This window comes from Saccharothrix sp. BKS2 (assembly GCF_047689505.1).
Classification (GTDB): Bacteria; Actinomycetota; Actinomycetes; order Mycobacteriales; family Pseudonocardiaceae; genus Actinosynnema; species Actinosynnema lopnurensis.
In genome coordinates this window covers 200,259-224,762 of record NZ_JAUQOL010000006.1, presented here as the reverse complement: position 1 = coordinate 224,762, position 24,504 = coordinate 200,259, and the positions used below count along the sequence as shown (strand labels likewise).

Genomic DNA, 24,504 nt, shown 5'->3' with positions numbered 1-24,504 from the left:
GACCGTTGTCAAACGGAACCGTGAGGTTTCGTCATGTTGACCGGTTAACCTGGTGTTTCACCCCTGTCTCCGCTGTATTGCGGGTCGGTTTACCCAGGGTTGTCGGCTGCTCCGTCCGGGGGAGGGGGCGCGCAATAACTGCGGTAATGACCCGATAGGGTGCGAATAGGTTGAAAATTTTCGGGTCCGAGTCATTACCAGTACGTGCTTCGGTGCTCTCAAACCGCAAACTTCGGGGAAGGTGCTGCGACTTCCGGGTGATGGTCGCCCGGGGAGCGCCCTGTGGCAGGCTCGGGGCGTGCAACCGCGCCTGCTGCTGCCCCTCGTGCTGGTGGTCGCCGCCGTCACCGCGGGTGTGGGGATGCTCACGCGCGAGGTGTACCAGCGGCCCGCGCCGGCGCAGGGCGACCAGATCGCCGTGCCGAGCGCCGGCTCGTCCGCCCCGGTGCCGCGCGAGGACCAGCCGGGCGGCGGAGTCGTGCAGCTGAGCATCGACGCCTCGATGCACCCCGACGGCCCGCGCGTGCGCGAGGTGCTCCAGCAGTTCTTCGACGCGATCAACGACCTCGACTACGAGCTGTGGACCGGCACCGTCACCCGCCGCCGCGTGGACGAGACCCCCAGGTCCCGCTGGCTGTCCGACTACGAGAGCTCGCGCGACGGCACGATCCTCGTCCACCGCGTCGAATCGGTGTCCCCCGACCGCCTGCGCGTCCTCATGACCTTCACCAGCACCCAGGACGTGGCCAAGGCCCCGGCCGAACTCCAGGCCGACTGCATCCACTGGCGCGTCGTCTACCCGCTCCAGGCCGAGGACGGCACCCTCCGCGTGGACCTGGGCACCGAGGGCTCAACCTCCCAGTTCACCCCCTGCTGACCACGCCCCTCAGGGGTCGCGAACGTAGAACTCGGGTGTCGCGAACGTACGACTCACCCGACCTGAACGTACGACTCGCGAGGTCTGAACGTACGACTCGCGCGTGTCGTACGTTCAGGACCGGCGTGTCGTACGTTCGGAACGCGCGAGTCGTACGTTCGCGACCACCGTGTCCCACGTTCAGGACCCCCGAGTTCAACACTCGGGGGTGGGGTTAGAGGGGGATGTTGCCGTGGGTGCCACGGCCGGCGGGGGCCGCCGCCAGGGCCTCGGCCAGTTTGCGGCGGGTCCTGGTGGGGTCCACGACCTCGTCCACCACGCCGATGGCCAGGGCCCGGTCCACGCCGCCCGCGACGCGCTCGTGCTCCTCGACCAGCTCGGCGTGCAGGGCCTCGCGCTCGGTCGGGTCCGCCACCGCGGCCAGCTCCTTGCGGTGCAGGATGCCGACCGCCGCCTTCGCGCCCATGACCGCGACCTCGGCGGTGGGCCAGGCGAACACCGCCGTGGCGCCGAGGGAGCGGGAGTTCATGGCGATGTAGGCGCCGCCGTAGGACTTGCGGGTGACCAGGGTGACGCGCGGGACGACCGCCTCGCCGAACGCGTGCAGCAGCTTCGCGCCGCGGCGCACCACGCCGCCCCACTCCTGGTCCACGCCGGGCAGGTAGCCGGGCACGTCCACCAGCACCAGCAGCGGCACGCCGAACGCGTCGCACATCCGCACGAACCGCGCCGCCTTCTCCGCCGACAGCGAGTCGAGGCACCCGCCCTTGCGGATCGGGTTGTTCGCGATCACGCCGACCGCGCGCCCGCCGAGCCGCCCGAGCCCGACCACCACGTTCGGCGCCCACCTGGCCTGGAGCTCCTCGAACGACCCCGTGTCCAGGATCTCCCGCACCAGCGGCTTCACGTCGTAGGCCCGCTGCGGCCGGTCCGGCAGCAGCGCCCGCAGGTCCTCCCCGTCCGGCACCGAGCGGAGGTCGAACACGCCGGGCTGGGCGAACAGGCCGGTGATCCGCCGGGCCCGCCGGTACGCGTCCGGCTCGTCGTCCGCCACCACGTGCACCACGCCGGACTTCCGCCCGTGCGCCTCCGCGCCGCCGAGCCCGTCCATGTCGATCTGCTCGCCGGTCACCGAGCGCACCACGTCCGGCCCGGTCACGAAGACCTTGCCGGCCGGCGCCATGATCACCACGTCGGTCAGCGCGGGCCCGTAGGCGCCGCCGCCGGCCGCCGGGCCGACCACCACGGAGAGCTGCGGCACCCGGCCGGACGCGCGGATCGTCGCGGCGAACACCTGACCCATGCCGTCCAGCGACTCCACGCCCTCCGGCAGCCGCGCGCCACCGGAGTGCCAGATCCCGATCACCGGGGTGCGCTCGCGCACCGCGGTGTCGATCGCCTCCACGATGCGCCGGCAGCCCTCCGACCCCAGCGCGCCCCCCATGCGGGTGGCGTCGGTGCAGTAGGCCACCACCGTGGTGCCGTTGATCCGCCCGCGCACGGCGTGCACGCCGCTGCCGTCGCGGGGCCGCAACGGCGCGGTCGAACCGGGGTCCAGCAGCAGGCCGAGCCGGACCTCCGGATCGCGCGGATCGGTGTGCCCACCCGCCTCCGGGATCACCGGCGGGGACGCAAGGGCGGTCATCGCGAAGCTCCTCGGGTGGGCTGTCGAACGTGGTCGATCGCGGTTGAACGCTGTCGAGCGCGCTCAGGCCCGGGTGAAGACGAGCGAGACGTTGTGGCCGCCGAAGCCGAAGGAGTTGTTCACCGCCGCGACGAGGTCCACCTTCCGCGGCTCGCCGGTGACGACCTCCAGGTCCACCCGCGGGTCCTGGTTCTTCAGGTTCAGCGTCGGCGGGATGATCCCCTCGCGGACCGACAGGAGCGTGGTGATGGCCTCCACCGCGCCCGACGCGCCCAGCAGGTGACCGTGGTTGCCCTTCGGCGCGGTCAGCACCGGGTGGTCGCCGATCGCCCGCCGCACGGCCTGCGGCTCGATCACGTCGCCCACCGGGGTGGACGTCGCGTGGCAGTTCACGTGGCCCACGTCCGCCTTGTCGACGCCCGCGGTGCGCAGCGCGGCCGCGATGGCCCGCGACTGGCCGATGCCCTCGGGGTCGGCCGCGGTGATGTGGTGGCCGTCGGAGCTGGTGCCGATGCCCGCGAGCCTGCCGTAGATCCGCGCGCCGCGGGCGCGGGCGAACTCCTCGCGCTCCAGCACCAGGATCCCGGCGCCCTCGCCGAGCACGAAGCCGTCCCGGTCCACGTCGAACGGCCGCGACGCGCCCTCGGGGTCGTCGTTGCGGGTGCTCATGGTCCGGGCCTGGATGAAGCCCGCCATGGTGATCGTGGTGATGCACGCCTCGGCGCCACCGGCCACGACCACGTCCGCCTCGCCGGACTTCAGCATCCGCCACGCCCAGGCCAACGCCTCGGCGCCGGACGCGCACGCCGACACCGGCGCGTGCACGCCCGCCCGCGCCTTGAGGTCCAGGCCGACGTGCGCGGCCGGGCCGTTGGGCATGAGCATGGGCACGGTCAGCGGCGAGACCTTGCGCAGGCCGGAGGTCTCGATCAGGTCGTCCTGGTCCAGCAGCGTCATCGCGCCGCCGATGCCGGTGCCGACCACGACGCCGAGCCGCTCGGGGTCGACGTCGTCCTCGCCGAACCCGGCGTCGGCCCACGCCTGGCGGGCGGCCACCACGGCGACCTGCTCGCAGCGGTCCAGCCGGCGCGCCTCGACGCGCGGCAGCACCTCGGTCGGGTCGACCACGAGCGGCGCGCCGATCTTGACCGGCAGCTGGTACTTCTCGACGAAGCCGGCCGTGAGCGTGCGCACGCCGCTGCGGCCGGACAGGAGGGCGTCCCAGGTGGAGGCGACATCGCCACCGAGCGGGGTGGTGGCACCCAGCCCGGTGACGACGACGTCGTTGCTATTCGTCATGCGTTGCTGGCGATGTAGTTGACCGCATCGCCCACGGTCTTGAGGTTGGCCAGCTCGTCGTCGGGGATCTTCACGCCGAACTTGTCCTCGGCCTGCACGGCGATCTCCACCATGGACAGCGAGTCGATGTCCAGGTCGTCCACAAAGGACTTCTCAGCCGTCACGTCGGCCGCCTCGACACCGGCGACCTCTTCGACGATCTCGGCGAGCCCCTTGTAGATGTCCTCGTTGCTCACTGAAAATCCCTTTCCTCTGACTGCTCCCGGCGGGGGGCTCCCGCGCCGGGGTACTGGGTGGTCACGGCAGCCGGACGACCTGTCCGGCGTAGGACAGGCCCGCTCCGAAGCCGACGAGCAGCGCCACGTCGCCGCTGCGGGCCTCGCCCGCCGCGCGCAGGTGGTCCAGCGCGAGCGGGATCGAGGCGGACGAGGTGTTGCCGGAGTCCACGATGTCACGCGCGACCACGAGGTCCTCGCGCGCACCCTTGGCCCGCAACCGCTTGGCGATGGCCTCGATGATGCGCAGGTTCGCCTGGTGCGGCACGAACACGTCGACGTCGGCGGCGTCGAGGCCCGCCAGCTCGACCGCCCGCAGCGCGACCGGCGCGATCTGCGTGGTGGCCCACCGGAAGACCGACTGGCCCTCCTGGACGATGAACGAGTCGCGGTCCTGGATGCTGATCATGTCGGCCAGGTCGCCCGCGCTGCCCCACGCCACCGGGCCGATGCCCGGCTCGTCGGACCGGCCGACCACCGCGGCGCCCGCGCCGTCGGCGAAGATGATCGCGGTGGACCGGTCGAGCGGGTCGACCCAGTCGGTCAGCTTCTCCGCGCCGATGACCAGCACGTGCTCGGTGGTGCCCGCGCGGACCATGTCCGAGGCGGTGGCCAGCGCGTAGCAGAAGCCCGCGCACGCGGCGTTCACGTCGAACGCGGCCCCGGCCCTGATCCCGATCCGGTGGGCGACCTGCGCCGCGGCGTTCGGGATCTGCGACGGCATGGTGCAGGTGGCCACCAGGACCGCGCCGATGTCGGACGGGGCCAGCCCGGCGTCGGCCAGGGCCTTGGCGCCGGCCTCCACGGCCATGTCGACGAGCAGCTCGTCGGGCTTGGCGACCCGGCGGTTGGCGATGCCCACGCGGTCGCGGATCCACTCGTCCGAGGTCTCCATGCGCAGGGCCAGGTCGTGGTTGCTGACCACGGTGTCGGGCTGGTAGCTGCCCAGGCCGACGATGCGGCTGCCGGTCGAGCCGGCGGGCACGGCGAACGCGGTCACCGCGTCGCCCCGGTCCCGGCGGGCTCGGCCGCGGCGGCGAACAGCTCCGCGGCCCGGTCGAGTTGGTCGGGGGTCTTCAGGCCCAAGGTGGGAGTGCCCTTCAGCTCGCGCTTCGCCAGGCCGGTCAGCGCGCCCGCGGGCGGCAGTTCCACCACCGCGGACACCCCCAGCCCGGCCATGGTCGCCTGGCAGGAGTCCCACCGCACGGGGCGGGTCACCTGGGAGATCAGCCGCTCCAGCACCTCGGCGCCGTCGGTGAGCACCGCGCCGTCGGCGTTGGACAGCAGCGGCAGCACCGGGTCGGAGGTCGTGACGCCCTCGGCGCGGGCGCGCAGCGCCTCCTCGGCCGGGGCCATGTAGCGGGTGTGGAACGCGCCCGCGACCTGGAGCCGGCGGACCTTCGCCCGACCGGGTGGTTGTGCCACCAGCTCGTCGAGGGCCTCCACCGGCCCGGCGGCCACGACCTGACCGGCGCCGTTGCGGTTCGCGCCGACCAGGCCCAGCTCGTCGAGCCGGGCCAGCACCTCGTCGGGCTCGCCGCCGAGCACCGCCACCATGCCGGTGGGCGCGAGCGCGCAGGCGGCGGCCATCTCGGCGCCGCGCACGGCGGCCAGCGCGACCGCGTCGTCGGCGTCGAGCACGCCCGCGATCGCGGCGGCGGCCAGCTCGCCGACCGAGTGCCCGGCCACCACCGTGCCGGCGGGCAGCTCGAAGCGGCGGCGCAGCTCCTCGTGGGCGAGCAGGGCCAGGGCCACCACCAGCGGCTGGGTGACCGCGGTGTCCTTGATCTCCTCCGCGTCGGCCGTCGTGCCCAGGCGCACGAGGTCCAGACCGGTCGTCACGGACCACGCCTCGACCCGCTCGACGGCCCCCTCGACCTCGAGCCAGGGGGTGAGCATGCCGGGTGTCTGTGACCCCTGTCCGGGGGCTAGGAGCGCGATCACGTCCCCAACTGAACACGGTCGACTCGCTCCACCGGGATGCCGTCACTGACGAATCCACGCCCCACCCTTTGTAGGGTTCCTACAAAAGTGACTCACGGATGACCGTTGATGCACGTCGCGTGTTGTCGGTCGCGTCTCATGGCGGCTCACCCGGTCGCTGCGTCGTGGGTCACACCCCACTGGGCGACACCCTGCTGGGTTACACCCTGCTGGGTTACACCCTGCTGGGTTACACCCTGCTGGGTTACACCCTGCTGGGTGTCACCCAGGCTCACCACAGCCCGCGGGCCCTCGCCAGCCGCCCCACGGACAGCGCCACGCGCAGCACCAGCGCGTCACGGGGGTCGTTGGCGTTGCGCCCGGTCAGCTCGGTGGCGCGGCGCAACCGGTAGCGGACCGTGTTCGGGTGGACGAACAGCCGCCGCGCGCACGCCTCCAGCACGCCGCCGACCTCCAGGAAGGTGTCCACGGTCGCCAGCAGCGAGCCGCCCGCCTCCTCCAGCGGCCGGGCGATGCGGTCCACCAGCTGCCACTCGGCCTCCGGGTCGCCCGCCAGCGCCCGCTCCGGCAGCAGGTCCAGCGACCGCACCGGCCGCGGCGCGGCGGGCCACCCCACCACGGCGCGCAGCCCGGACAGCGCGTCGCTCGCGCTGCGGTGCGCGTCGGCCAGGCTGGCCACCGACGGCCCGGCGACCACCGGCCCGTCGCCGAACGCCTCGGCGATGCGCGCCAGCGCGTCGCCCCGCTCGGTCTCCCCGCCCAGCAGCACCACCAGCCGCGAGCCCTGCACGCTCAGCAGCACCTGCCGCCCGAGCCGGGCCGCCCGGCTGCGCACCTCGAACACCACGGCGGGCGGGTCGTCCGACGGCGGGTTGCCCACCAGCACGGTCGCCTCGGCCGCCGGGTCCCAGCCCAGGGCGGTGGCGCGGGACAGCAGCGACTCCTCCGCGTCGCCGCGCACGATCCCGTCCACGACCAGCGCCTCCAGCCGGGCGTCCCAGGCGCCCCTGGCCTCGGCCGCGGCCGCGTAGGAGGTGGCGGCGGAGAAGGCGATCTCCCGCCCGTACCGCAGCACGCCCTCGGTGAGCAGGGCGCGCTCGGTCTCGTCGCGCGCCAGCTGCGGCAGCCGGCGCTCGAACAGCTCCAGCGCGATCCGCACCAGCTCCACGGTCTGCCGCAGGCTGACCCACCGGGAGATGTCCTTGGGCGCGGCGCGGAACGCCTCCGCGGTCAGCCGGATCGCCTGCTGCGGGTCGTGCAGCCAGGAGACGAAACCGGCGACCCCGTTCTGGATCAGCAGCTGCACCCCGGCCCGCTGGTCGGCCGGCATCCGCCGGAACCAGGGCAGGCGCGACTCCATCTCGGCCACGGTGGCCGCGGCCAGGTCGCCCGACGCCCGCCGCAGCGTGCGCAGCGTGTCCGGCGACAGGGGGCCGGGGTCGCCCGCCGCCGGGTCGCCGGCCACGGGGCCGCCTGCCGCCGGGCCGCCTGCCGCCGGACCGGTCGCTGCTGGGCTGGTCATGACCCCACCATGGCACGTGCTCCGCGAGACGACACCAACGAGTGACTCGACCGGACACCGTGCTCCGATCGTCCTACCTTCGGTGGCGTTCGGGGCAGTCGGTGGCCTCGGGTCTGGAGGGTGGACGTGCGCAGGTTCATGTCGGTAGGGCTGGTGCTCGCCGCGGTGCTGGCGACCGCGGTCGACGCCTCGGCCGGGGAGGGTCGCCTCAAACCGTCGCTCGACCCGCTGACCGAGTTCCACACCCAGGTGCCCGCCTGGAAGCCGTGCCGCGACGGCCTGGAGTGCGCGGAGCTGGTCCTGCCGCTGGACTACGCCCGGCCGGCCGCGGAGCGGATCTCGCTGGTGATCAGCCGCCGGAAGGCGGAGGACCAGGCGCGGCGGCGCGGCGTGCTGGTGCTCAACCCCGGCGGCCCCGGCGGCTCGGGCCTGGGGATGCCGACCTTCCTGGCGAACTCGGGGGTGGCGAAGGTCTACGACCTGATCGGGTTCGACCCGCGCGGCGTGGGCGGCTCCACTGCGCTGACCTGCAACGACGTGCCCCCGCTGGTCATCGCCGACACCCGGCCCAGGGACGAGGACTTCCCCAGGTGGGCGGCGGAGGCCCGCGCCACGGAGGACGCGTGCCAGCGCGCGGCGGGCGGCATCCGGCCCTACGTCAACACCCCCAACACCGCCCGCGACCTGGACGTGGTGCGCGCCGTCCTGGGCGAGGAGAAGATCAACTACCTGGGCTACTCCTACGGCACCTACCTGGGCGCGGTCTACGGCAGCCTGTTCCCGCGGCGCCTGGACCGCAGCGTGCTGGACTCGGCCGTGCACCCGGAGTGGATCTGGCGCAAGCAGTTCCTGGCCCAGGCCGTCGCGCTGCGGCGCAACGTCGAGTCCTGGGCGGAGTGGGTGGCGCAGCGCGACGACCACTTCCGGCTCGGCACCGGGGTCGAGGAGGTCATGGCCACCGTGGAGGGCGTGGCGGCGGCGCTGGCCGCGCAACCCGTCGCCGACAACACCAGGACCCGCTTCGACGCGGCGATGGGCGTGGGCACCCGCTACCGTCCACTGTGGGCGGACCTGGCGGACGCGGTGACCAAGCTCCGCTCGGGGGCGCCCGCCGAGACGGCGCTGATGATGGCCCGCTCCGCCCACGACGAGCTGGTCTCGGGCGTGTTCAACACGGTGACCTGCGAGGTCGACTGGCCCACGGACGTGGAGACCTACTACGAGGACATGCGGGTCTTCCGCGACCGCTACCCGTACGGCTTCGGCGTGGCGCGCGCCGCCCCGACGACCTGCGCGTACCGCACGTTCACCCCGCCGGAGCCCGCGGTGCGGCTCAAGCGCGACGGCTACCCGGTCGGCGTGGTGGTCCAGGCCGAGGGCGACACGCAGACGCAGTACGAGAGCGGTCCGGCGATGGCGACCGCGCTGGGCCACAACCTCGTCACCGTGCTCGACGAGGGCAGGCACGGCATCTACGGCTCCGGCAACGCGTGCGTGAACCGGGCGGTGAACCGCTACCTGGTCGACGGCATCCTGCCGCCCAGCAGCTCCACCTGCCCCGGCGAGCCGCGCCCCGCCGAGGTCGGCGAGCCCTCGCCGCCGGCCGTCCAGTCCTACCTGGACGGTCTGGTGGTGGGCGTCCGCCCCTGACGGACCGGGGCACGCGCGGACGCGGCGGCCGGGCGATCTCCACGAGGTCGCCCGGCCGCCGCTCGTCGCCTGCCCGGCCCCCGTCGCCGCGGTCGGGCCGGTGTGACGTGAAAACGCTCGGCGCGGTCAGACCGCGCCGAGCGTTTCCCTCTCCCCGGTCCCCACCGGTAGCTCCACTCTGGACTGTCCGCGCAAGATCCGCCACGCCAGTCACCCTTTCGGGCAAGCACTTCAGGTTGCCGGGTGACGGGCGCTGCGACACGATCCGAATCGCGGGGGCGCGGCGCGGGCCGTGCCGCCGCCCCGGGACCACCGACGGGTCAGGCCGGCGCCGGCCGACCTCTCGGGGGCCGGCTCCCCGAAGCCGGCCGGTGCCGGAGGCCCCCGTCCGGCGGGGGCCTCCGGTCGATCGCGCCTCAGCCCAGCTCGTCCAGCACGTCCGCCCAGCTGACGTAGGCGAACCCGGTCGTGTCCGACTCCCCGGCGGCGGGCCGGCGCTCGCCGTCGTGCATGACCAGCAGCCCCTCCGGGTAGCGCGGCCCCAGGTCGGCGGTCACCGCGTGCGCGCCGTCCGAGTGCTCCACCGAGTCGTTGCCCCGGCCCGCGCCCACCGCGAACGACCCGACGTACCGGTTGCGCCCGGTCCGCTCGTAGGCCACGAACCGCGAGTCGCCCTGGCTGGAGGCGATCAGGTAGCCGCCCGCCACGGTCAGGCCCTCCGCGTCCGCCTCCAGCACCCGGCCGCCGACCCCCGGGTCGGGCCCGGAGACCGCGCACTCCTCCGCGACGGGGTCGTAGGTCTGCGGCACCCCGAAGGAACGCACCCGGTCGACCAGCACCGGCTCGCCGAACCCGGACGCCCGCAGCGGCACCCGCCACACGCCCACGTCCTCCTGCGCCGCGTACAGCACCCCGTGCCGGGAGTCCACCACCATGCCCTCCAGTTGCGGGCCCTCGCCGGGCTCGCCGCACGGCGCCCACACCCCGCCGCCGGGCAGCGGGAACGACGAGGGCAGGTCCAGGGTCGACACCACCGAGGTGCCCACGGTCCCGCCGGCGGCCGGCACGACGCGCAGCAGCGCCACCCGCGTCTCGTTCCGCCGGTTCACCACCACCACGGGCGTGCGCCCGACGACCCCGGCGGCCAGCCCGTACACCGTGCGCTGCCCGTCGACCTCCTCCTCGGAGCCGGAGAACACCGGCCGCGCGGCGGGGTCGGTCACGTCCCGCACCACGCCCGCGCCCGCCGCCGAGCCGCGCCCGTCGACCTCGTAGACCCGCACCCGGTCGCGCCCGCGGTCGCTGACGAACGCCAGGTCGCGGGCCCGGCCGCCGACGGTCGCCCGGCTGAGCACGTCCACGTTGTTGTACCGGCCGGGCGCGGCGCCGGGCGCGGGCGCGGCGGGCGCCGGGTACAGGCCGAGCGTGCGCCCGGACAGGTCGAACGCGGCCAGCCCGCCCTCCTTCAGCGTCCCGAGCACCACGCTGCGCCCCGGCGTGCGGGGGTGCACCCACACGGCCGGGTCGTCGGCGTCGGCGTTCGCGGGCGCGCCGGACGCGTCGTCCGCGAAGGCGCGCGTCTGCGCCACCGGCACCACCACCCCCTCGGCGGGCGCGGCGGCGAGCAGCAACGGGACCAGGGCGACCACCAGCGGGATTCGCATTCGACGCAGGGTAGGCGGCCCCGGTGCACGGCAGCCGAACCGCGGGTTCTGTGCCGTTGGTCACCGGGGGAACAGGAGGGTGCGGAGCGGTGTTCGACGCGGTGAGCAGACATGCGCTCCGGGGCTCGGTGGAAGTCCGAACCGGCGGTGACAGCCCGCGACCCGCCCGCCAGGGTGGTTGACCCGGTGGGACTCCGGGGCCGACGGTGAAAGTCCGGAGGGGAGGCGCGCGTGCCGTTGGCGTGCCCTGCCCCGGACCGGCCTGTCGGCAGAGGGAGGACGCGGTGCACGTCTTGATGGATCAGGGCTTCACGGTGCTGGGCCAGAAGGTCTCCTGGGCGGAGTTCGCGGGGCAGGTCTTCGCCCTGGTCGTGGTCTGGCTGGCGCAGCGGCGCTCGCTGTGGACGTGGCCGGTGCAGCTGGTGTCGGTGACGCTGCTGTTCGTCGTCTACGTGTCGGCCCACCTGGGCGGCACGGCCGCGCGGCAGGTGGTGATCGCGCTGATCACCCTCTACGGCTGGTGGGCGTGGACCCGCAGGCGCGACCCCGTGTTCGGCGTCGTGGTCCGCCGGGGCAGCACCGGGGAGCGGCTGGCCGTGCTGGGCGCGTTCGTGGTCGGCACGGTCGCGTTCGCGCTGGTCCTCCAGGCCACCGGCGCGAGCTGGGCGCCCTGGCCGGACGCCGCGATCTTCATCGGCACCGTGCTCGCCTTCACCCTCCAGGGCCTGGGCCTGGTGGAGTTCTGGCTGGTCTGGCTGGTGGTCGACGCGATCGGCGTGCCGTTGCAGCTCCAGTCCGGGCTGTACTTCAGCGCCGCCGTCTACACGGTCTTCGCGGTGCTGGTGATCCGCGGCTGGATCGACTGGAACCGGGAGGCCAACCGGTCCGCGGCCGAGGTCGCGAAGGCCGCCTAACGCCCCTTGCGCACCTCCTGGACCTGTTCGGCGAGGTCGTCCATCAGGCTGTCGATGCTGGACGGCTGGGCCAGCGCCAGTCGCAGCCGTGCCCGCATGACGCTGGCCAGCTCGTCGTAGTAGGCGGAGGTGGGGCGCGGCAGGGCGGTGCGGACCGACTCCCCGAGCACGGCTTCCCAGGGGCGGGCCGCACCGTCCCCGGGGTACAGCCCGGCGCGGCTCGGGGCCCAGCCCGCCAGCTCGAACAGCTCCCGCTGGGTCTGCTCGCGGGTGAGGAACCGGATGAACTCGCGCGCGGTCCGCTGGTTGGTCGAGCACCGCGACACCGCGAGGTTCCACCCGCCCAGCGCGCTCGGTCCGGGCAGCCGCACCGCGCCCCACCGGCCGGCCACCGCCGAGTCCGGCCCCTCCAGCCTGGGCCGCACGTAGGGCCAGTTCCGCATGAACAGCGCTTTCCCGGCCTGGAACACCTCGCGGCTGTCCTCCTCCCGGTACCCCGTCGCCTCCCGGGGGATCCACCCCTCCTCGAAGCCGCGCGCCAGGAACTCCACCCCGGCCTTGGCCTCCGGCCGGTCGGGCAGCAGCGGGTCGCCCCCGTTGGCCCAGATCGCCTCCATGGCGTTGACCACGAGACCCTCGTAGTCGGCGAACTGCCCGACGTACCCGACCAGGTCGTGCCGGGGCGCCACCTCGACCGCGAGCCGCCGCAGCTCCGCCCAGGTGCGCGGCGGCCGCTCGCCCTCGGCGTCGAGCACGTCCCGGCGGTAGAACAGGAACCCGGCGTCCACCCGCCACGGCACCGCCCACAGCCGTTGCCCGTCGGGCCCGACCCGGAGCTGCCCCACCGCCTGGGGCAGCATCCGGTCGGCGTCGAACTCGGCGGCGGGCAGGGGCTCCAGGTAGCCGGACTCGGCGAACGCCGGCGTCCACACCGTGTCCAGGTTCATCACGTCGTAGCACCGGCTCTCGTAGCCCCCGCGCTCGCCGGCCAGGTCCTGCGCCCGGGTCATCAGCTGGGCCCGGTGGACGTCGGTGGAGTGCGACATCTCCACGAACGTCACCTCCTCCAGCGGGTTCGCCTCGTTCCAGAGCTCCACCAGCCGGTGGACCTGCCGCCCCGACGAGGTGTCCAGGCCGTCGACGAAGGTGATCGCCCCCTCGTCGTCGGTCGTGTCGGCGGAGACGCCCGTGCAGGCCGTCAGGAGCAGCACCAGGGCCGCGAACAACCGGATCACGTCTGTCCTCCCCAGATGCCCCGCGCGACGCCCTCCAGGGCGATCTGCGGGCCCTCCCGCCCCGCGACCTCCTCGCAGGGGCCCCCGTGCGCCCGAGCGGCCCCGGCCAGCGCCGTGGCGGGCGCGCAGGCGCCCTCGGCCAACCCGACCGCCACCACCCGCAGCGGCCCGCTCGTGCCGCGCTCCGCCGGGGGGACCGGCCCCGCCGCCGCCAGCACCGCCACCCGCGCCCCCGCGCGCACGGCCTCCTCCAGCACCCCGGCCGTCAGCGGCAGCCGCACCAGCCGGTCCCGTGGCGTCAGCAGGCCCTCCAGCGAGGCGACCAGCCCCGCCCCCGCCTCGTCCGCGGCCAGCGCGACCACCGCCGGCCGCGCCGCCGCCTCCCAGGCCCGGCGCAGGGCCTGCCCGTCCGGCACCCCGACCACCTCGGCGGGCGGCCTGGACCGGGGGTCGCCCACCAGCCCCGGCGTGCCGTTCGCGTCGCGGAAGCCCGCCCGCCGCATCGCGGCCTGCGCCCCGTCGGACCGCAGGTGCTCCTCGAACCGCCGCACGACGCGCCGCCGGCGCTCGTTGGTCGGCAGGTCGGTGCGCTCCACCACCACGAACGGGTGGTCCAGGACCACGCCCGCGCCTCGCGGGTACAGCAGCCGGCAGTCCTCGTCGTCCGCCACGGTCTTCTCCGACGCCACCAGGGCCACGTCGCCCGCGCACGGCGGCGCGTCCGTCACCCGCCGCGTCGTCCCGCGCAGCCGCAGCGGCACGTCGCCCGCGTCCAGCCGCAGCGTGCCCAGCTCGGCGTGCGCCAGCGCCGCCGCGGCGGCCAGGCCCGCCCCGGACGAGGTGTCCGGCGCGGCCAGCGCCACCTGCGCGACGCCCTGCCACCGGAACTCCCGGTCGTCCTCCTCGATCCGCTCGGCCAGCGCCGCGGACGCGCCCAGCACCACGGGGGACCGGGCGACCGACGCGCGCCGGTCCAGCGCGATCCGGGCGCCCGGGTCCAGGGCGCGGTCCACGTCGTCGACCTCGAAGGAGGCGTCCGGCAGCCAGACGTGCGGCTCGGTGCCCTGCCCGACGTGGTCCCCGTCCTGCCAGCCCCGGCTGAGCGCGTCGGCCGCCTCGCGCGCCGAGGTGCCCGTGGTCACCTGCACGCCCACGCCCTTGCAGCCGTGCGGGGTGAACTCCCGCGAGCCCTTCTCGAAGTCCACCGCCAGGCTCGTGATCACCCGCTCCTTCTCCGCCGAGGTGAGCACGTTGAGCTGCACCGGCGCCGGGCACGGCGGCACCTCGACCGGCACGGCGGCGAACGCGTCGGTGGTGGTGAGCGCGAGCACCAGCACGACCAGGGCCGGCACCGCCCGCTTCGGCCTGCCGCGCTTGCGGCGGTGGCTGGTGCGCCTGCGCGGGCTCGGCGCGGGTGCGCCGCCGCCGGGCGCGGTCACCCACGCGGCGCCGCGGAACTCCTTGACCACCACCTCGACCCGCCGGTAGGCGTCCGGGTCGGTGGCCGGGTCGTCGCGGACGACGTCCTCGAAGAACCGGCGCGACACCATCAGCGCCACCACGCCGGGCGTGCGGTCCAGCGCCTCCCGCAGCGGCGCCGACTCCAGCAGCCGGAACGCGAGGTTCACCTCGTCGCCCACCACGCCGTGCGCGTCGTGCCGCACCTCGCCCGCGGTCACCGCGACCCGCAGCCGGATGCGGGCGTCCTCGGCGCGGGAGGCGTTGTGCCGGCGCAGCTCGCCCGCCAGCGCGTGCGGCAGGGTGCGGACCACCCGGCTCTTGGGCACGCTCGGCGGGATCAGCACCAGCACGCCGTCGCCGCGGTCCTCGTGGTGGGTGGCCGACCAGTCCAGGCCGCACTCGTCGAACGCGGTCTCCAGCGCCTCGTACAGGCCCCGGCGGACCTCCTCCTGGCGGTTGCGGCTCCGCCGGCTGAAACCGGACACGTCGACGACCAGGACCGTGCGGTGCAGGGCGTGCTGCGGCGTCCCCATCCGACCCCTCGTTGGACCCTGGGCTGTGCGCCCAGTCTAGGGGGCCGGCTCTTCCCGTCGCCCGGAACGACGCGAGGTTTGCGCTGGTCGGACCCGCAGTAGTGCGGACAAGCGGAAGGGGGTGGCCCGTTCGGACCACCCCCTTCGGCGGGTACCGCTCAGGCCAGGCCGGCGTCCTGCGTGGACGGGCCGGCCGCGGTGACGTCGTCGATGCGGTACTTCCGGGCCGCCTCGACCACCACCGACCGGTCGACCTCGCCGCGCCGCGCCAGCGCCGCCAGGGTGGCCACCACGATCGACTCGGTGTCGACCAGGAAGTGCCGCCGCGTCGCCGGGCGGGTGTCGGAGAAGCCGAACCCGTCGGTGCCCAGCGTGGTCATGTCGGTCGGCACGTACGGGCGGATCAGGTCCGGCACCGCGGTCATCCAGTCCGACACCGCCACCACGGGGCCCTCCGAACCGGCCAGCGCCCGCGTCACGTACGGCACGCGCGGCTCCCGGTCGGGGTGCAGCAGGTTGTGCCGGTCGGCCTCCACCGCGTCGCGGCGCAGCTCCGAGTACGACGTCGCCGACCACACGTCGGCGTGCACGCCCCACTCCTCGGCCAGCACCCGCTGGGCCTCGACCGCCCACGGCCCGGCCACGCCGGAGGATAGGAGCTGGGCCCGCGGCCCGCCCGACCCCTCGGCCGCCCGGTACCGGTACAGGCCCTTGAGCAGGCCGTCCACGTCCAGGCCCTCGGGCTCGGCCGGCTGCTGGTAGGGCTCGTTGTAGACGGTCATGTAGTAGAAGACGTTCTCGGCGTCCTCGCCGTACATCCGCCGCAAGCCGTCCTTGACGATGTGCGCGACCTCGAACGACCACGCCGGGTCGTAGGCCACCACCGCCGGGTTGGTGTGCGCCAGCAGCAGCGAGTGGCCGTCCGCGTGCTGGAGGCCCTCGCCGGTCAGCGTGGTGCGGCCGGCCGTGGCGCCCAGCACGAAGCCGCGCGCCATCTGGTCGGCGGCCGCCCACAGGCCGTCGCCGGTCCGCTGGAACCCGAACATCGAGTAGAAGATGTAGATCGGGATCATCGGCTCGCCGTGCGTGGCGTAGGACGTGCCGGCGGCCGTGAACGACGCGGTGGAGCCCGCCTCGTTGATGCCCTCGTGCAGGATCTGGCCCTGCTCGCTCTCCTTGTAGGCCAGCATCAGCTGGGCGTCCACGGAGGTGTAGAGCTGGCCGTTCGGGTTGTAGATCTTCTGCGCCGGGAACATCGAGTCCATGCCGAACGTGCGCGCCTCGTCCGGGATGATCGGCACGATCCGGTTGCCGATCTCCGGGTCCTTGGCCAGGTCGCGGACCAGCCGGACGAACGCCATCGTGGTGGCGACCTCCTGCTTGCCCGAGCCCCTGCGCACCACGTCGTAGACCTTGTCGCCCGGCAGCACCAGCGGCTTGGCCCGGCCGCGCCGCTCCGGCACGAACCCGCCGAGCTGCTTGCGGCGCTCCAGCAGGTACTGGATCTCCGGGGAGTCCTGGCCGGGGTGGTAGTACGGCGGCAGGTACGGGTCGAGGTCCTTGTCCTCGATCGGGATGCGCAGGCTGTCCCGGAAGAGCTTGAGGTCCTCGTGGGTCATCTTCTTCATCTGGTGCGTGGCGTTGCGCGCCGCGAAGTGCGGGCCCAGGCCGTAGCCCTTGATGGTCTTGGCGAGGATGACCGTCGGCTGGCCGTGGTGGTCCACCGCCGCCTTGTACGCCGCGTAGACCTTGCGGTAGTCGTGGCCGCCGCGCTTGAGGTTCCACACCTCGTCGTCGGACATGGGCGTGACCAGGTCCTTCGTCCGCGGGTCGCGGCCGAAGAAGTGCTCCCGGACGTACGCGCCGTCGTTGGCCTTGTAGGTCTGGTAGTCGCCGTCCGGCGTGGTGTTCATCAGGTTGACCAGGGCGCCGTCGCGGTCGGCGTGCAGCAGCGAGTCCCACTCGCGGCCCCAGATGACCTTGATGACGTTCCAGCCCGCGCCGCGGAAGAACGCCTCCAGCTCCTGGATGATCTTGCCGTTGCCGCGGACCGGGCCGTCCAGGCGCTGGAGGTTGCAGTTGACCACGAAGGTCAGGTTGTCCAGCTGCTCGTTCGCGGCGATCTGGAGCAGGCCGCGCGACTCCGGCTCGTCCATCTCGCCGTCGCCGAGGAACGCCCAGACGTGCTGGTCGGAGGTGTCCTTGAAACCGCGGTCGCGCAGGTAGCGGTTGAACCGCGCCTGGTAGATCGCGTTCATCGGGCCCAGGCCCATGGAGACGGTCGGGAACTCCCAGAAGTCCGGCATCAGCCGCGGGTGCGGGTACGACGGCAGGCCGCCGCCCGGACCCGCGTGCGACAGCTCCTGGCGGAAGCCGTCGAGCTGGTGGGTCGAGAGCCGGCCCTCCAGGAACGCGCGGGCGTACACGCCGGGGGAGGCGTGGCCCTGGATGAACACGTGGTCGCCGCCGCCGGGGTGGTCCTTGCCGCGGAAGAAGTGGTTGAAACCGACCTCGTAGAGGCTCGCGGAGGAGGCGTAGGTCGAGATGTGACCACCGACACCCACGCCGGGGCGCTGGGCGCGGTGCACCAGCATCGCCGCGTTCCACCGGACCCACGCCCGGTACCGGCGCTCGACCTCCTCGTCACCGGGGAACCACGGCTCGCGCTCGGTGGGGATGGTGTTGACGTAGTCCGTGCTGGTCAGCGAAGGTACGCCGACCTGGCTCTCCCTGGCCCGCTGGAGCAGCCGCAGCATCAGGTAACGGGCGCGCTGCTGCCCGCCGCCCTTGAGCGCTGCGTCGAACGACTCCAGCCACTCCGCGGTCTCCTCCGGGTCGATGTCGGGGAGGTGGGCGGCCAAGCCGTCACGGATGACGCGTACCCGCTCTGGGGGGTTCTGCGGGGCCAAGGGATCTCCTCGTTCCGGGGTCTTCTCGGCTCCCATCGTTGCCTTGTGGTCACGTCCCCGACACCGCTACCGGTGAGTAGTTCTGGATCGTGTCCCTCGCGCGCGCGAATAGGAGGTGTGCAGAGCGTGCCTCATGGCTTCCGGGCACCGCATCCCGGGGTACCCGATGCGGCGTGTCTTGGCACTTACGGTTGCGCGTGGCGGTGCTGACGGTGTTCCCTAGCCGCGACTGGTAGTGACATCGCGCGGCAGTCGTACCCCGACTGCCGCTCTTGTGTACTTGGAGGAGTGGAAGCCGTGGTCGCCGCGGAAGACGCCGGCAAGATCGGTGTCGCCGACAGGCTCGGGATCGAACCGGGCGCCGTTGTCCAGGAGATCGGCTGGGACGAGGACGTCGACGACGACCTCCGCGCCGCGGTCGAGGAGCGGATCGGGAGCGAACTGCTCGACGAGGACGACGACGAGGTCGTGGACGTGGTCCTGATGTGGTGGCGGGACGAGGACGGTGACCTGGCAGACGCCCTGATCAACGCCACCACGCCGCTGGCCGACGAGGGCACGATCTGGGTGCTGACGCCCAAGACCGGGCGGACCGGGCACGTGGAGCCCAGCGACATCGCCGAGGCCGTGTCCACGGCGGGGCTCGCCCAGACCTCCAACATCAACATCAGCGGCGACTGGTCCGCGACGAGGCTGGTGTCGCCGAAGTCGGCCAAGAGCAAGCGCTGAGCTAGGCTCGTCGGCGGGCTCCCCTGCGGTGGGGCCCGTTCCCGAGTCGTGCCCACTGGAGGCTGGTTCATGGTCGAGGTCGGCGCCCTGGCCCCGGACTTCACGCTCGACGACTACGACAAGCAGCCGGTGACCCTGTCGTCGTTCCGGGGTGACCGGCACGTCCTGGTGGTCTTCTACCCGTTCGCGTTCAGCGGCATCTGCACCGGCGAGCTGTGCCGGCTGCGGGACGAGCTGGCGGTGTACGAGCAGGAGGGCGTGCAGGTGCTCGGTGTGTCGGTGGACACACCGTTCAGCCTCAAGGCGTGGGCGAGGGAGCAGGACTACCGGTTCCCGCTCCTGTCGGACTTCTGGCCGCACGGGGCGGTGGCGCGGGCGTACGGCGTGTTCAACGAGAAGTCCGGGATGGCGAACCGGGGTACTTTCCTGGTGGACCGGGCGGGGGTCTTGCGGTACACCGAAGTGAACGGGCCGGGGGAGCCCCGGGACCAGGGGGCGTGGCAGAGGGCCGTGGCGGCGCTGTCCCAGCCCTCGTCCCAGCCCTCGTCCCCGGCCTGAACCCGGTTCCCGTCCGGGGCGCGTAGCTCAGCGGAAGAGCACTCGGTTTACACCCGAGCGGTCGCAGGTTCGAACCCTGCCGCGCCCACTGCGTCGACCTCGTCCACACCACGCGTCGAGAATTTCTCGATGCGTGGTTTTTTATCACTCGATCCAAGTGAATACGATCATCTCGGCGCCCGATCGCAGGATCGTGGCAGGTGCTGGGTGGCCGGGGCAACACGGCGACAGCGCCGGTGGAGGGGGATTCTGCGGCCATCGAGGTGCGGTGACCCGGTCGAGACAGGCGACCGGCGGGAGTGGCGGCCACGAACGAGTGAACCAACCCTGACGCTGCCCGTGCGCGGGTCACGGGGTCGACAAGCTGGGTGAAGTCCCACCGCCTCACGAGGGAGCCTTCACCGTGGCCAAGACCCGCTCAACCGGCCTGTTACCCGTCCTCGTGATCGGCGTCGTCGTCATCCTCTTCGGTCCCACGCTGCTCGACGACGTACGGGATGCCGTCTCCGATCTCGGCGGCTCGACCGAGCCGGGCTATGTCGTCGCCCCGGCCGTCAGGCCGCGCACCGATCGGTGCACCGCGGACCAGCTCCTGGGGGACAGGTCGTGCGACGGCCTCAAGATCGTGCTGTTCAGCGCCGAGAAGATGCCGTACATAGCCCGCAACATCCAGCTCGCCTGGAGCGAGGGCAAGCCGGCCATCCTCCACAAGGACGCCCCCGGGACCGACCAGACCAAGCGCAACACCGTCTGTGGCCCGGGCGTGTTCACCAAGACCTTCTCGGACGGCAGCTGCGACGAGTACGCCTTCGCCTCCAGCGTCGAGGGCGGTCAGTGGGCCACCGTCCGCACCGAGGAAGTGCCGCTCCGCGAGCAGAACTGCCAAGGCGGCACCCTGCGCCAGGAGTACCGTCGGGCCGACATCGCCCAAGGTGACGCCTTCATCGTCGTCATCACCGACTCCGAGAAAATCGCTACCGGCGCCTACGCCGGGAACGACACCGCCGAGGACCGGTCATGCACCAGCTGATCGACGCCTACGACTGGATCGAGCACCAGGACGTGGTGCTCACCTTCGCCGTCGTCAAGGGCTCCACCGTGCGGGAAGTCGTGCGCGCTTATGGTGGCGACCCGGCCCAGAGCCGGCTCATGACCACCCTCGAGGCCGAGAACGCCGCTCTCGATGACCCCGGCTTCTTCCGCATCCAGGTCTCCGAGCACCAGGAACACGTCATCGCCCTGGAGAACAACGGCTGGAGCGGCACCGTCCCCGGAATTGCCCGCCGTGCCTGCGCGGACGGCGCGACGTTCTTCTCCGTGCACTGGAACGTGAACGGTTTGTTCCGCATCACCGAAGCCGCCGGCAGCGAGGTGACCGCGTACTTCGACCCCGTGCGCGTCGACGCCGGTGACCCCGGTGACCTCGTGCCGGACTGGGCCACTGCGGTGCCGTTCGAGGTCGGCAAGCTGCGGGCGACTTCGCTGGCCGTCGTCGAGCAGCGGACCGGCGTCGCGTTCGACCAGGCGTGGCTCGCTGCCCGGTTGCCGACCTACCGCATTCCCGACCCCGACGTACTCGCCGGAGGCGTTGAGGGCGGCAGGGAGTCGTGACAGCGAGCCGGCGTGGCCGACGTCTTCATTGGTCATGCGCGGAAAGACCAGGGTCCGTGCGGGAGATGGTCAACCGGCTGACCCTGCGCGGCCGGGAGGCGTGGGTCGACTGGCGGGACGTCTTGCCCACCGCGGACTGGATGGAGGAGATCTCCGCGGTGGCCGTCGCTCCGAACTCCTCCGGAGGTGGGCCGCCGGCGCGTCGTCCTCGAACTCCTCGGCGTACCCGATCCCGCTGTCGGCCGGCGCGCCGGCCGACAGCGGTGGTTCCGCGCTGATCCTCTTCACAGGGTCGTGATCGGCGCGACCGCAGGACCGCCACGGCTACGGCCTGCATGGTCGCGGTGGCGAGATCCAGCCACGATGCCACTGGTTTCCTTCCTTGCGGTGACGGAGGGTGTTGCGGTCCTGTGTGACCAGGGCTCGTAGCGTGTCGCCATGTCGCCCAGGACGGTCGCTGCGGAGAGCACGGCGTTCGTCGGGATCTGCGACCGGCTGCGCGCGGAGCGGCTGGCCTGGGCCGCGCCGGTCGCGGTGGTGGGGGTGTTGCTCGGGGTGGGCGGCGCGGTGGTGCGGCGGCGGTCTTCGGCCTGAGGTCGCGCTGGTTGTTACCCGTTGGTAGGTTCCCCGTATGAGGTGGATGGTCTACGGGGTCAGCGGCTTCACGGGGGCGCTCGTCGCCCGGCTCGCGGTCGAGCGCGGGGAACGGCCGGTGCTGGCCGGGCGGTCCGCGGAGAAGGTGCGGCCGCTCGCCGAGCGACTGGGGCTGGAGCACCGCGTCTTCGGCCTCCAGGATGCCGAGCGCGGGCTGGAGGGCATCGACGCCGTCGCCCACTGCGCCGGACCGTTCTCGTCGACCTCGCGGCCGATGGTGGACGCCTGCCTCAGGACCGGCGCGCACTACCTCGACATCACCGGGGAGATCGACGTCTTCGAGGGCATCGGTCGGCGGCACGAGGAGGCGGTGGAGGCCGGGGTGGTGCTGCTGCCCGGCATCGGCTTCGACGTGGTGCCCACCGACTGCGTCGCGGCGATGCTGAAGCGCGCCCTGCCGACCGCCACGCACCTCGACCTCGCCTTCGTCGTCCAGGGCGGCGCCAGTGCGGGGACCGCGCAGACCGCCGTGGAGGGGTCCGCGTTCGGCGGGCGGGCCAGGGTCGGCGGGGAGATCCGGGACGTGCCGCTGGCCCACCGGCGCCGGGTCGCCCACTTCCGCGACCGGGCCCGCGGTGTCGGCGCCATCCCGTGGGGTGACGTCAGCACGGCCTACCGGTCCACCGGCATCCCGAACGTCACCACGTTCACCACGGTGCCCCTGGGGCTGGGCGCGCTGCAACCGCTGGCCGCGCCCCTGCTGCGCACGCCGCTGGCCCAGCGCGTCGGCAAGGCGCTGGCCAGGAGGATCGGCGGGCCCGACGAGCGCACGCGGCGCGGCACGCGCAGCGAGGTGTTCGGGGAGGCGTGGGACGGCGAGGGGCGGCGCGTCCGGGCCGCGCTCACCGGGCCCAACGCCTACGACCTCACCGCCGACTCGGTGGTCAAGGCGGTCCACCGGCTGCCCGCGGTGCCGCCGGGCGCGCACACGCCGTCCAGCGCGTTCGGGAGCGACTACGTCCGGGCGCTGGACGGCGTGGTGGTCAGCGGGCCCGCCGAGGTGGGGTGACCCGAGGTGGGGTGAGGTCCGGCCGGCTGGGCCGGGGTTGGTTCAGTCGGGGGTGGGGGCCCTCAGCGGTTCGACAGCAGCGAGGTGATCTCCTGCGCCGCGCCGCCCGCCTCCAGCAGGTGGCGCAGCCCCTCCGGCAGCACGTCGCCGCGCTGCTGCACGGCCTGCGCGTACAGCCGGCCGGCCCGGTAGGACGAGCGCACCAGGGGACCGGCCATGACGCCGGAGAAGCCGATCGACTCGGCGGTCTCCTTGTGCGTCACGAACTCCTCCGGCTTGACCCACCGCTCCACCGGGTGGTGGCGGGGCGAGGGCCGCAGGTACTGCGTGATGGTGATGATCTCGCAGCCCGCGTCGTACAGGTCCGACAGCGCCTCGGTCACCTCGTCCGGCGTTTCGCCCATGCCCAGGATCAGGTTGGACTTCGTCACCAGCCCCGCCTCGCGGGCGGCGGTGATGACCTCCAGCGACCGCTCGTAGCGGAACGCCGGGCGGATGCGCTTGAAGATCCGCGGCACGGTCTCCAGGTTGTGCGCCAGCACCTCGGGGCGCGAGGCGAAGACCTCGGCCAGCTGCTCCGGCACCGCGTTGAAGTCCGGGATCAGCAGCTCGACGCCGGTGCCCGGGTTCAGCTCGTGGATCTGCCGGACGGTCTCCGCGTACAGCCACGCGCCGCCGTCGGGCAGGTCGTCGCGCGCGACGCCCGTCACGGTCGAGTACCGCAGGCCCATGGCCTGCACCGACTCCGCCACCCGCCGCGGTTCGTCGCGGTCCAGGTCGGCGGGCTTGCCCGTGTCGATCTGGCAGAAGTCGCAGCGCCTCGTGCACTGCTCGCCACCGATCAGGAACGTGGCCTCGCGGTCTTCCCAGCACTCGTAGATGTTGGGACAACCGGCTTCCTCGCACACCGTGTGCAGGCCCTCGCGCTTGACCAGGCCCTTGAGCTCCCGGTACTCGGGGCCCATCTTCGCCTTGGTCTTGATCCACGAGGGCTTCTTCTCGATGGGCGTTTGGCTGTTGCGGACTTCCAGCCGCAGCAGCTTCCGACCTTCAGGTACGACGGTCACGACATCGACTTTACGTCACGCCGGGTCGGGCTCGACGCCCGTGAGCTCGGCCGTCAGGTCCCACAACCGGCTCGCCGCGAGCTCGTCGCGGGCCGCCGCGGTGGACCCGGACGGGGCCGGGTGCCCGCGCAGGCCGCGGAACCCGTCGGGGCCGTAGTAGCCGCCGGGTTCGACGTCGGGCGCGGTCGCCGCGTAGAGCTGCGGCAACGTCCCCTGGTCGGTCGACTGGGAGACCAGGTTGAACGCCTTCGCGCCCAGCCCGAACAGCGCGTTGCCGCGCGAGCGGGCGGTGTTCGCGCTCAGCTCGGTGGCGGTGATGCCGGGGTGGGCGGCGACGGACGTCACGTCCAGGCGGGCGAGCGCGGCGCGGCGGGCCAGCTCCCGGCTGAACAGCAGGTTCGCCAGCTTGGACTGCCCGTACGCGCCCCACGCCGAGTAGCGGCGGACCTCGTAGTCGGGGTCGGCGAAGTCGATCGAGCCGGTCTGGTGGGCGAGGCTGGACACGGTCACGACCCGGGCGCCCGGCCGCGTGCGCAGCGCGGGCATCAGCAGCCACGTCAGCGCGGCGTGGCCCAGGTGGTTGGTGCCGAACTGGCGCTCGAAGCCGTCCGCGGTGCGGCCCAGCGGCACCGCCATCACGCCCGCGTTGTTGACCAGCACGTCCAGCGCGTCGTCGGTGCGCTCGCGCACCGCCGCGGCGGCCTCGCGCACCGACGACAGGTCGGCCAGGTCCAGCCGCACCAGCTCGGCCTTGGCGCCCGCCGCGAGCACCCGCTCCAGGGCGCGCTGCCCGCGTTCGGGGGACCGGCAGGCGAGCAGCACCCGGGCGCCCCGCGCGCCGAGCACCTCGGCCGTGCGCAGGCCCAGGCCCGAGTTCGCGCCGGTCACCAGGACGGTGCGACCGGTCTGGTCGGGGATGTCCGCTTCGGTCCACTTCGCCATGCGTAA

Annotated in this window: 21 protein-coding genes, 1 tRNA gene and 1 riboswitch; of the genes, 10 read left to right on the top strand and 12 right to left on the bottom strand. The window is 73.3% G+C overall.

All coding sequences use genetic code 11. The features are described 5' to 3' along the window. Window positions 1-298: 298 nt before the first annotated feature. Entirely contained in the window at window positions 299-877 is a 579-nt protein-coding gene (locus Q5530_RS14585) for a hypothetical protein (RefSeq protein WP_415362721.1), read from the top strand. A gap of 214 nt (window positions 878-1,091) precedes the next feature. Here the strand turns inward: Q5530_RS14585 and Q5530_RS14580 are convergent, their stop codons facing one another. From Q5530_RS14580 to Q5530_RS14555, 6 genes are all read right to left on the bottom strand, one after another. Next, a complete protein-coding gene (locus tag Q5530_RS14580) occupies window positions 1,092-2,522 on the bottom strand; it encodes an acyl-CoA carboxylase subunit beta (protein ID WP_415362719.1) in 1,431 nt (476 codons plus the stop codon). A gap of 63 nt (window positions 2,523-2,585) precedes the next feature. Next, window positions 2,586-3,821: a beta-ketoacyl-[acyl-carrier-protein] synthase family protein gene (locus Q5530_RS14575; RefSeq protein ID WP_415362717.1), complete on the bottom strand. Its 1,236-nt coding sequence runs from the start codon at window positions 3,819-3,821 to the stop codon at window positions 2,586-2,588. Then, complete coding sequence (locus Q5530_RS14570; RefSeq protein ID WP_380643295.1) at window positions 3,818-4,057, bottom strand: acyl carrier protein; 240 nt, start codon at window positions 4,055-4,057, stop codon at window positions 3,818-3,820. Before Q5530_RS14570 ends, Q5530_RS14575 begins: the two co-directional genes overlap by 4 nt. A gap of 61 nt (window positions 4,058-4,118) precedes the next feature. After that, the gene (locus Q5530_RS14565; RefSeq protein ID WP_415362716.1) at window positions 4,119-5,096 is read right to left on the bottom strand and encodes a beta-ketoacyl-ACP synthase III; all 978 of its coding nucleotides are present in this window, start codon (window positions 5,094-5,096) and stop codon (window positions 4,119-4,121) included. Then, window positions 5,093-6,040, bottom strand: a complete 948-nt coding sequence (locus Q5530_RS14560; RefSeq protein WP_415362714.1) for an ACP S-malonyltransferase — start codon at window positions 6,038-6,040, stop codon at window positions 5,093-5,095. Before Q5530_RS14560 ends, Q5530_RS14565 begins: the two co-directional genes overlap by 4 nt. Before the next feature lie 271 nt (window positions 6,041-6,311). After that, window positions 6,312-7,562: a PucR family transcriptional regulator gene (locus Q5530_RS14555; protein WP_415362712.1), complete on the bottom strand. Its 1,251-nt coding sequence runs from the start codon at window positions 7,560-7,562 to the stop codon at window positions 6,312-6,314. A gap of 138 nt (window positions 7,563-7,700) precedes the next feature. Here Q5530_RS14555 and Q5530_RS14550 point away from each other — a divergent pair, with 138 nt between their 5' ends. Beyond that, on the top strand, window positions 7,701-9,212 hold the full coding sequence (locus tag Q5530_RS14550; RefSeq protein ID WP_415362711.1) for an alpha/beta fold hydrolase: 1,512 nt from the start codon (window positions 7,701-7,703) through the stop codon (window positions 9,210-9,212). A 416-nt stretch (window positions 9,213-9,628) separates the two neighbouring features. Here the strand turns inward: Q5530_RS14550 and Q5530_RS14545 are convergent, their stop codons facing one another. Further along, window positions 9,629-10,876, bottom strand: coding sequence for a phytase (locus Q5530_RS14545; protein ID WP_415362710.1), 1,248 nt, complete (start codon window positions 10,874-10,876; stop codon window positions 9,629-9,631). Between the two features lie 110 nt (window positions 10,877-10,986). Then, window positions 10,987-11,110, top strand: a riboswitch (FMN riboswitch). A gap of 50 nt (window positions 11,111-11,160) precedes the next feature. On the opposite strand from Q5530_RS14545, the gene pnuC reads away from it, so the two are divergent. Next, window positions 11,161-11,790, top strand: a complete 630-nt coding sequence (pnuC, locus tag Q5530_RS14540) for a nicotinamide riboside transporter PnuC (RefSeq protein ID WP_380636151.1) — start codon at window positions 11,161-11,163, stop codon at window positions 11,788-11,790. On the opposite strand, the gene Q5530_RS14535 is transcribed toward pnuC, so the two are convergent. The 3 genes from Q5530_RS14535 to aceE all read right to left on the bottom strand — a co-directional run bounded on the left by Q5530_RS14535 (window position 11,787) and on the right by aceE (window position 17,964). Continuing rightward, entirely contained in the window at window positions 11,787-13,025 is a 1,239-nt protein-coding gene (locus Q5530_RS14535) for an ABC transporter substrate-binding protein (protein WP_415362709.1), read from the bottom strand. The two genes, pnuC and Q5530_RS14535, sit on opposite strands and share 4 nt — an antisense overlap. Next, a complete protein-coding gene (locus Q5530_RS14530; RefSeq protein ID WP_415362707.1) occupies window positions 13,022-15,019 on the bottom strand; it encodes a substrate-binding domain-containing protein in 1,998 nt (665 codons plus the stop codon). Before Q5530_RS14530 ends, Q5530_RS14535 begins: the two co-directional genes overlap by 4 nt. 158 nt (window positions 15,020-15,177) lie before the next feature. Further along, on the bottom strand, window positions 15,178-17,964 hold the full coding sequence (gene aceE / locus Q5530_RS14525; RefSeq protein ID WP_415362705.1) for a pyruvate dehydrogenase (acetyl-transferring), homodimeric type: 2,787 nt from the start codon (window positions 17,962-17,964) through the stop codon (window positions 15,178-15,180). A gap of 261 nt (window positions 17,965-18,225) precedes the next feature. Between aceE and Q5530_RS14520 the strand changes: the two genes are divergently transcribed. From Q5530_RS14520 to Q5530_RS14490, 7 genes are all read left to right on the top strand, one after another. Beyond that, entirely contained in the window at window positions 18,226-18,657 is a 432-nt protein-coding gene (locus Q5530_RS14520; RefSeq protein ID WP_415362703.1) for a DUF3052 domain-containing protein, read from the top strand. Window positions 18,658-18,726: 69 nt separating this feature from the next. After that, window positions 18,727-19,215 carry a peroxiredoxin gene (locus Q5530_RS14515; RefSeq protein WP_415362701.1) on the top strand — a complete coding sequence of 163 codons (489 nt, stop codon included), beginning with the start codon at window positions 18,727-18,729 and terminating at the stop codon, window positions 19,213-19,215. A gap of 16 nt (window positions 19,216-19,231) precedes the next feature. Next, window positions 19,232-19,303: transfer RNA gene (locus Q5530_RS14510), tRNA-Val, on the top strand. Window positions 19,304-19,618: 315 nt separating this feature from the next. Further along, window positions 19,619-20,245: a NucA/NucB deoxyribonuclease domain-containing protein gene (locus Q5530_RS14505; protein WP_415362700.1), complete on the top strand. Its 627-nt coding sequence runs from the start codon at window positions 19,619-19,621 to the stop codon at window positions 20,243-20,245. Beyond that, the gene (locus Q5530_RS14500; RefSeq protein WP_415362698.1) at window positions 20,233-20,826 is read left to right on the top strand and encodes a hypothetical protein; all 594 of its coding nucleotides are present in this window, start codon (window positions 20,233-20,235) and stop codon (window positions 20,824-20,826) included. Before Q5530_RS14505 ends, Q5530_RS14500 begins: the two co-directional genes overlap by 13 nt. A 438-nt stretch (window positions 20,827-21,264) precedes the next feature. Then, on the top strand, window positions 21,265-21,420 hold the full coding sequence (locus Q5530_RS14495; protein WP_415362696.1) for a hypothetical protein: 156 nt from the start codon (window positions 21,265-21,267) through the stop codon (window positions 21,418-21,420). Window positions 21,421-21,457: 37 nt separating this feature from the next. Beyond that, window positions 21,458-22,489, top strand: coding sequence for a saccharopine dehydrogenase family protein (locus Q5530_RS14490; RefSeq protein WP_415362695.1), 1,032 nt, complete (start codon window positions 21,458-21,460; stop codon window positions 22,487-22,489). 62 nt (window positions 22,490-22,551) lie between these two features. On the opposite strand, the gene lipA is transcribed toward Q5530_RS14490, so the two are convergent. Both lipA and Q5530_RS14480 read right to left on the bottom strand, forming a co-directional pair. Next, complete coding sequence (gene lipA, locus Q5530_RS14485) at window positions 22,552-23,556, bottom strand: lipoyl synthase (RefSeq protein WP_415362694.1); 1,005 nt, start codon at window positions 23,554-23,556, stop codon at window positions 22,552-22,554. A 15-nt stretch (window positions 23,557-23,571) separates the two neighbouring features. After that, window positions 23,572-24,498, bottom strand: a complete 927-nt coding sequence (locus tag Q5530_RS14480) for an oxidoreductase (RefSeq protein ID WP_415362692.1) — start codon at window positions 24,496-24,498, stop codon at window positions 23,572-23,574. Window positions 24,499-24,504 lie beyond the last annotated feature (6 nt).

Bases quoted from the DNA above. Each gene is read 5' to 3' on its own strand.
- Q5530_RS14580 (WP_415362719.1), bottom strand. From the start codon at position 2,522: ATGACCGCCCTTGCGTCCCCGCCGGTGATCCCGGAGGCGGGTGGGCAC.
- Q5530_RS14575 (WP_415362717.1), bottom strand. From the start codon at position 3,821: ATGACGAATAGCAACGACGTCGTCGTCACCGGGCTGGGTGCCACCACC.
- Q5530_RS14555 (WP_415362712.1), bottom strand. From the start codon at position 7,562: ATGACCAGCCCAGCAGCGACCGGTCCGGCGGCAGGCGGCCCGGCGGCA.
- Q5530_RS14550 (WP_415362711.1), top strand. From the start codon at position 7,701: ATGTCGGTAGGGCTGGTGCTCGCCGCGGTGCTGGCGACCGCGGTCGAC.
- Q5530_RS14545 (WP_415362710.1), bottom strand. From the start codon at position 10,876: ATGCGAATCCCGCTGGTGGTCGCCCTGGTCCCGTTGCTGCTCGCCGCC.
- Q5530_RS14530 (WP_415362707.1), bottom strand. From the start codon at position 15,019: ATGGGGACGCCGCAGCACGCCCTGCACCGCACGGTCCTGGTCGTCGAC.
- aceE (WP_415362705.1), bottom strand. From the start codon at position 17,964: ATGGGAGCCGAGAAGACCCCGGAACGAGGAGATCCCTTGGCCCCGCAG.
- Q5530_RS14515 (WP_415362701.1), top strand. From the start codon at position 18,727: ATGGTCGAGGTCGGCGCCCTGGCCCCGGACTTCACGCTCGACGACTAC.
- Q5530_RS14500 (WP_415362698.1), top strand. From the start codon at position 20,233: ATGCACCAGCTGATCGACGCCTACGACTGGATCGAGCACCAGGACGTG.
- Q5530_RS14495 (WP_415362696.1), top strand. From the start codon at position 21,265: ATGTCGCCCAGGACGGTCGCTGCGGAGAGCACGGCGTTCGTCGGGATC.
- Q5530_RS14490 (WP_415362695.1), top strand. From the start codon at position 21,458: ATGAGGTGGATGGTCTACGGGGTCAGCGGCTTCACGGGGGCGCTCGTC.
- Q5530_RS14480 (WP_415362692.1), bottom strand. From the start codon at position 24,498: ATGGCGAAGTGGACCGAAGCGGACATCCCCGACCAGACCGGTCGCACC.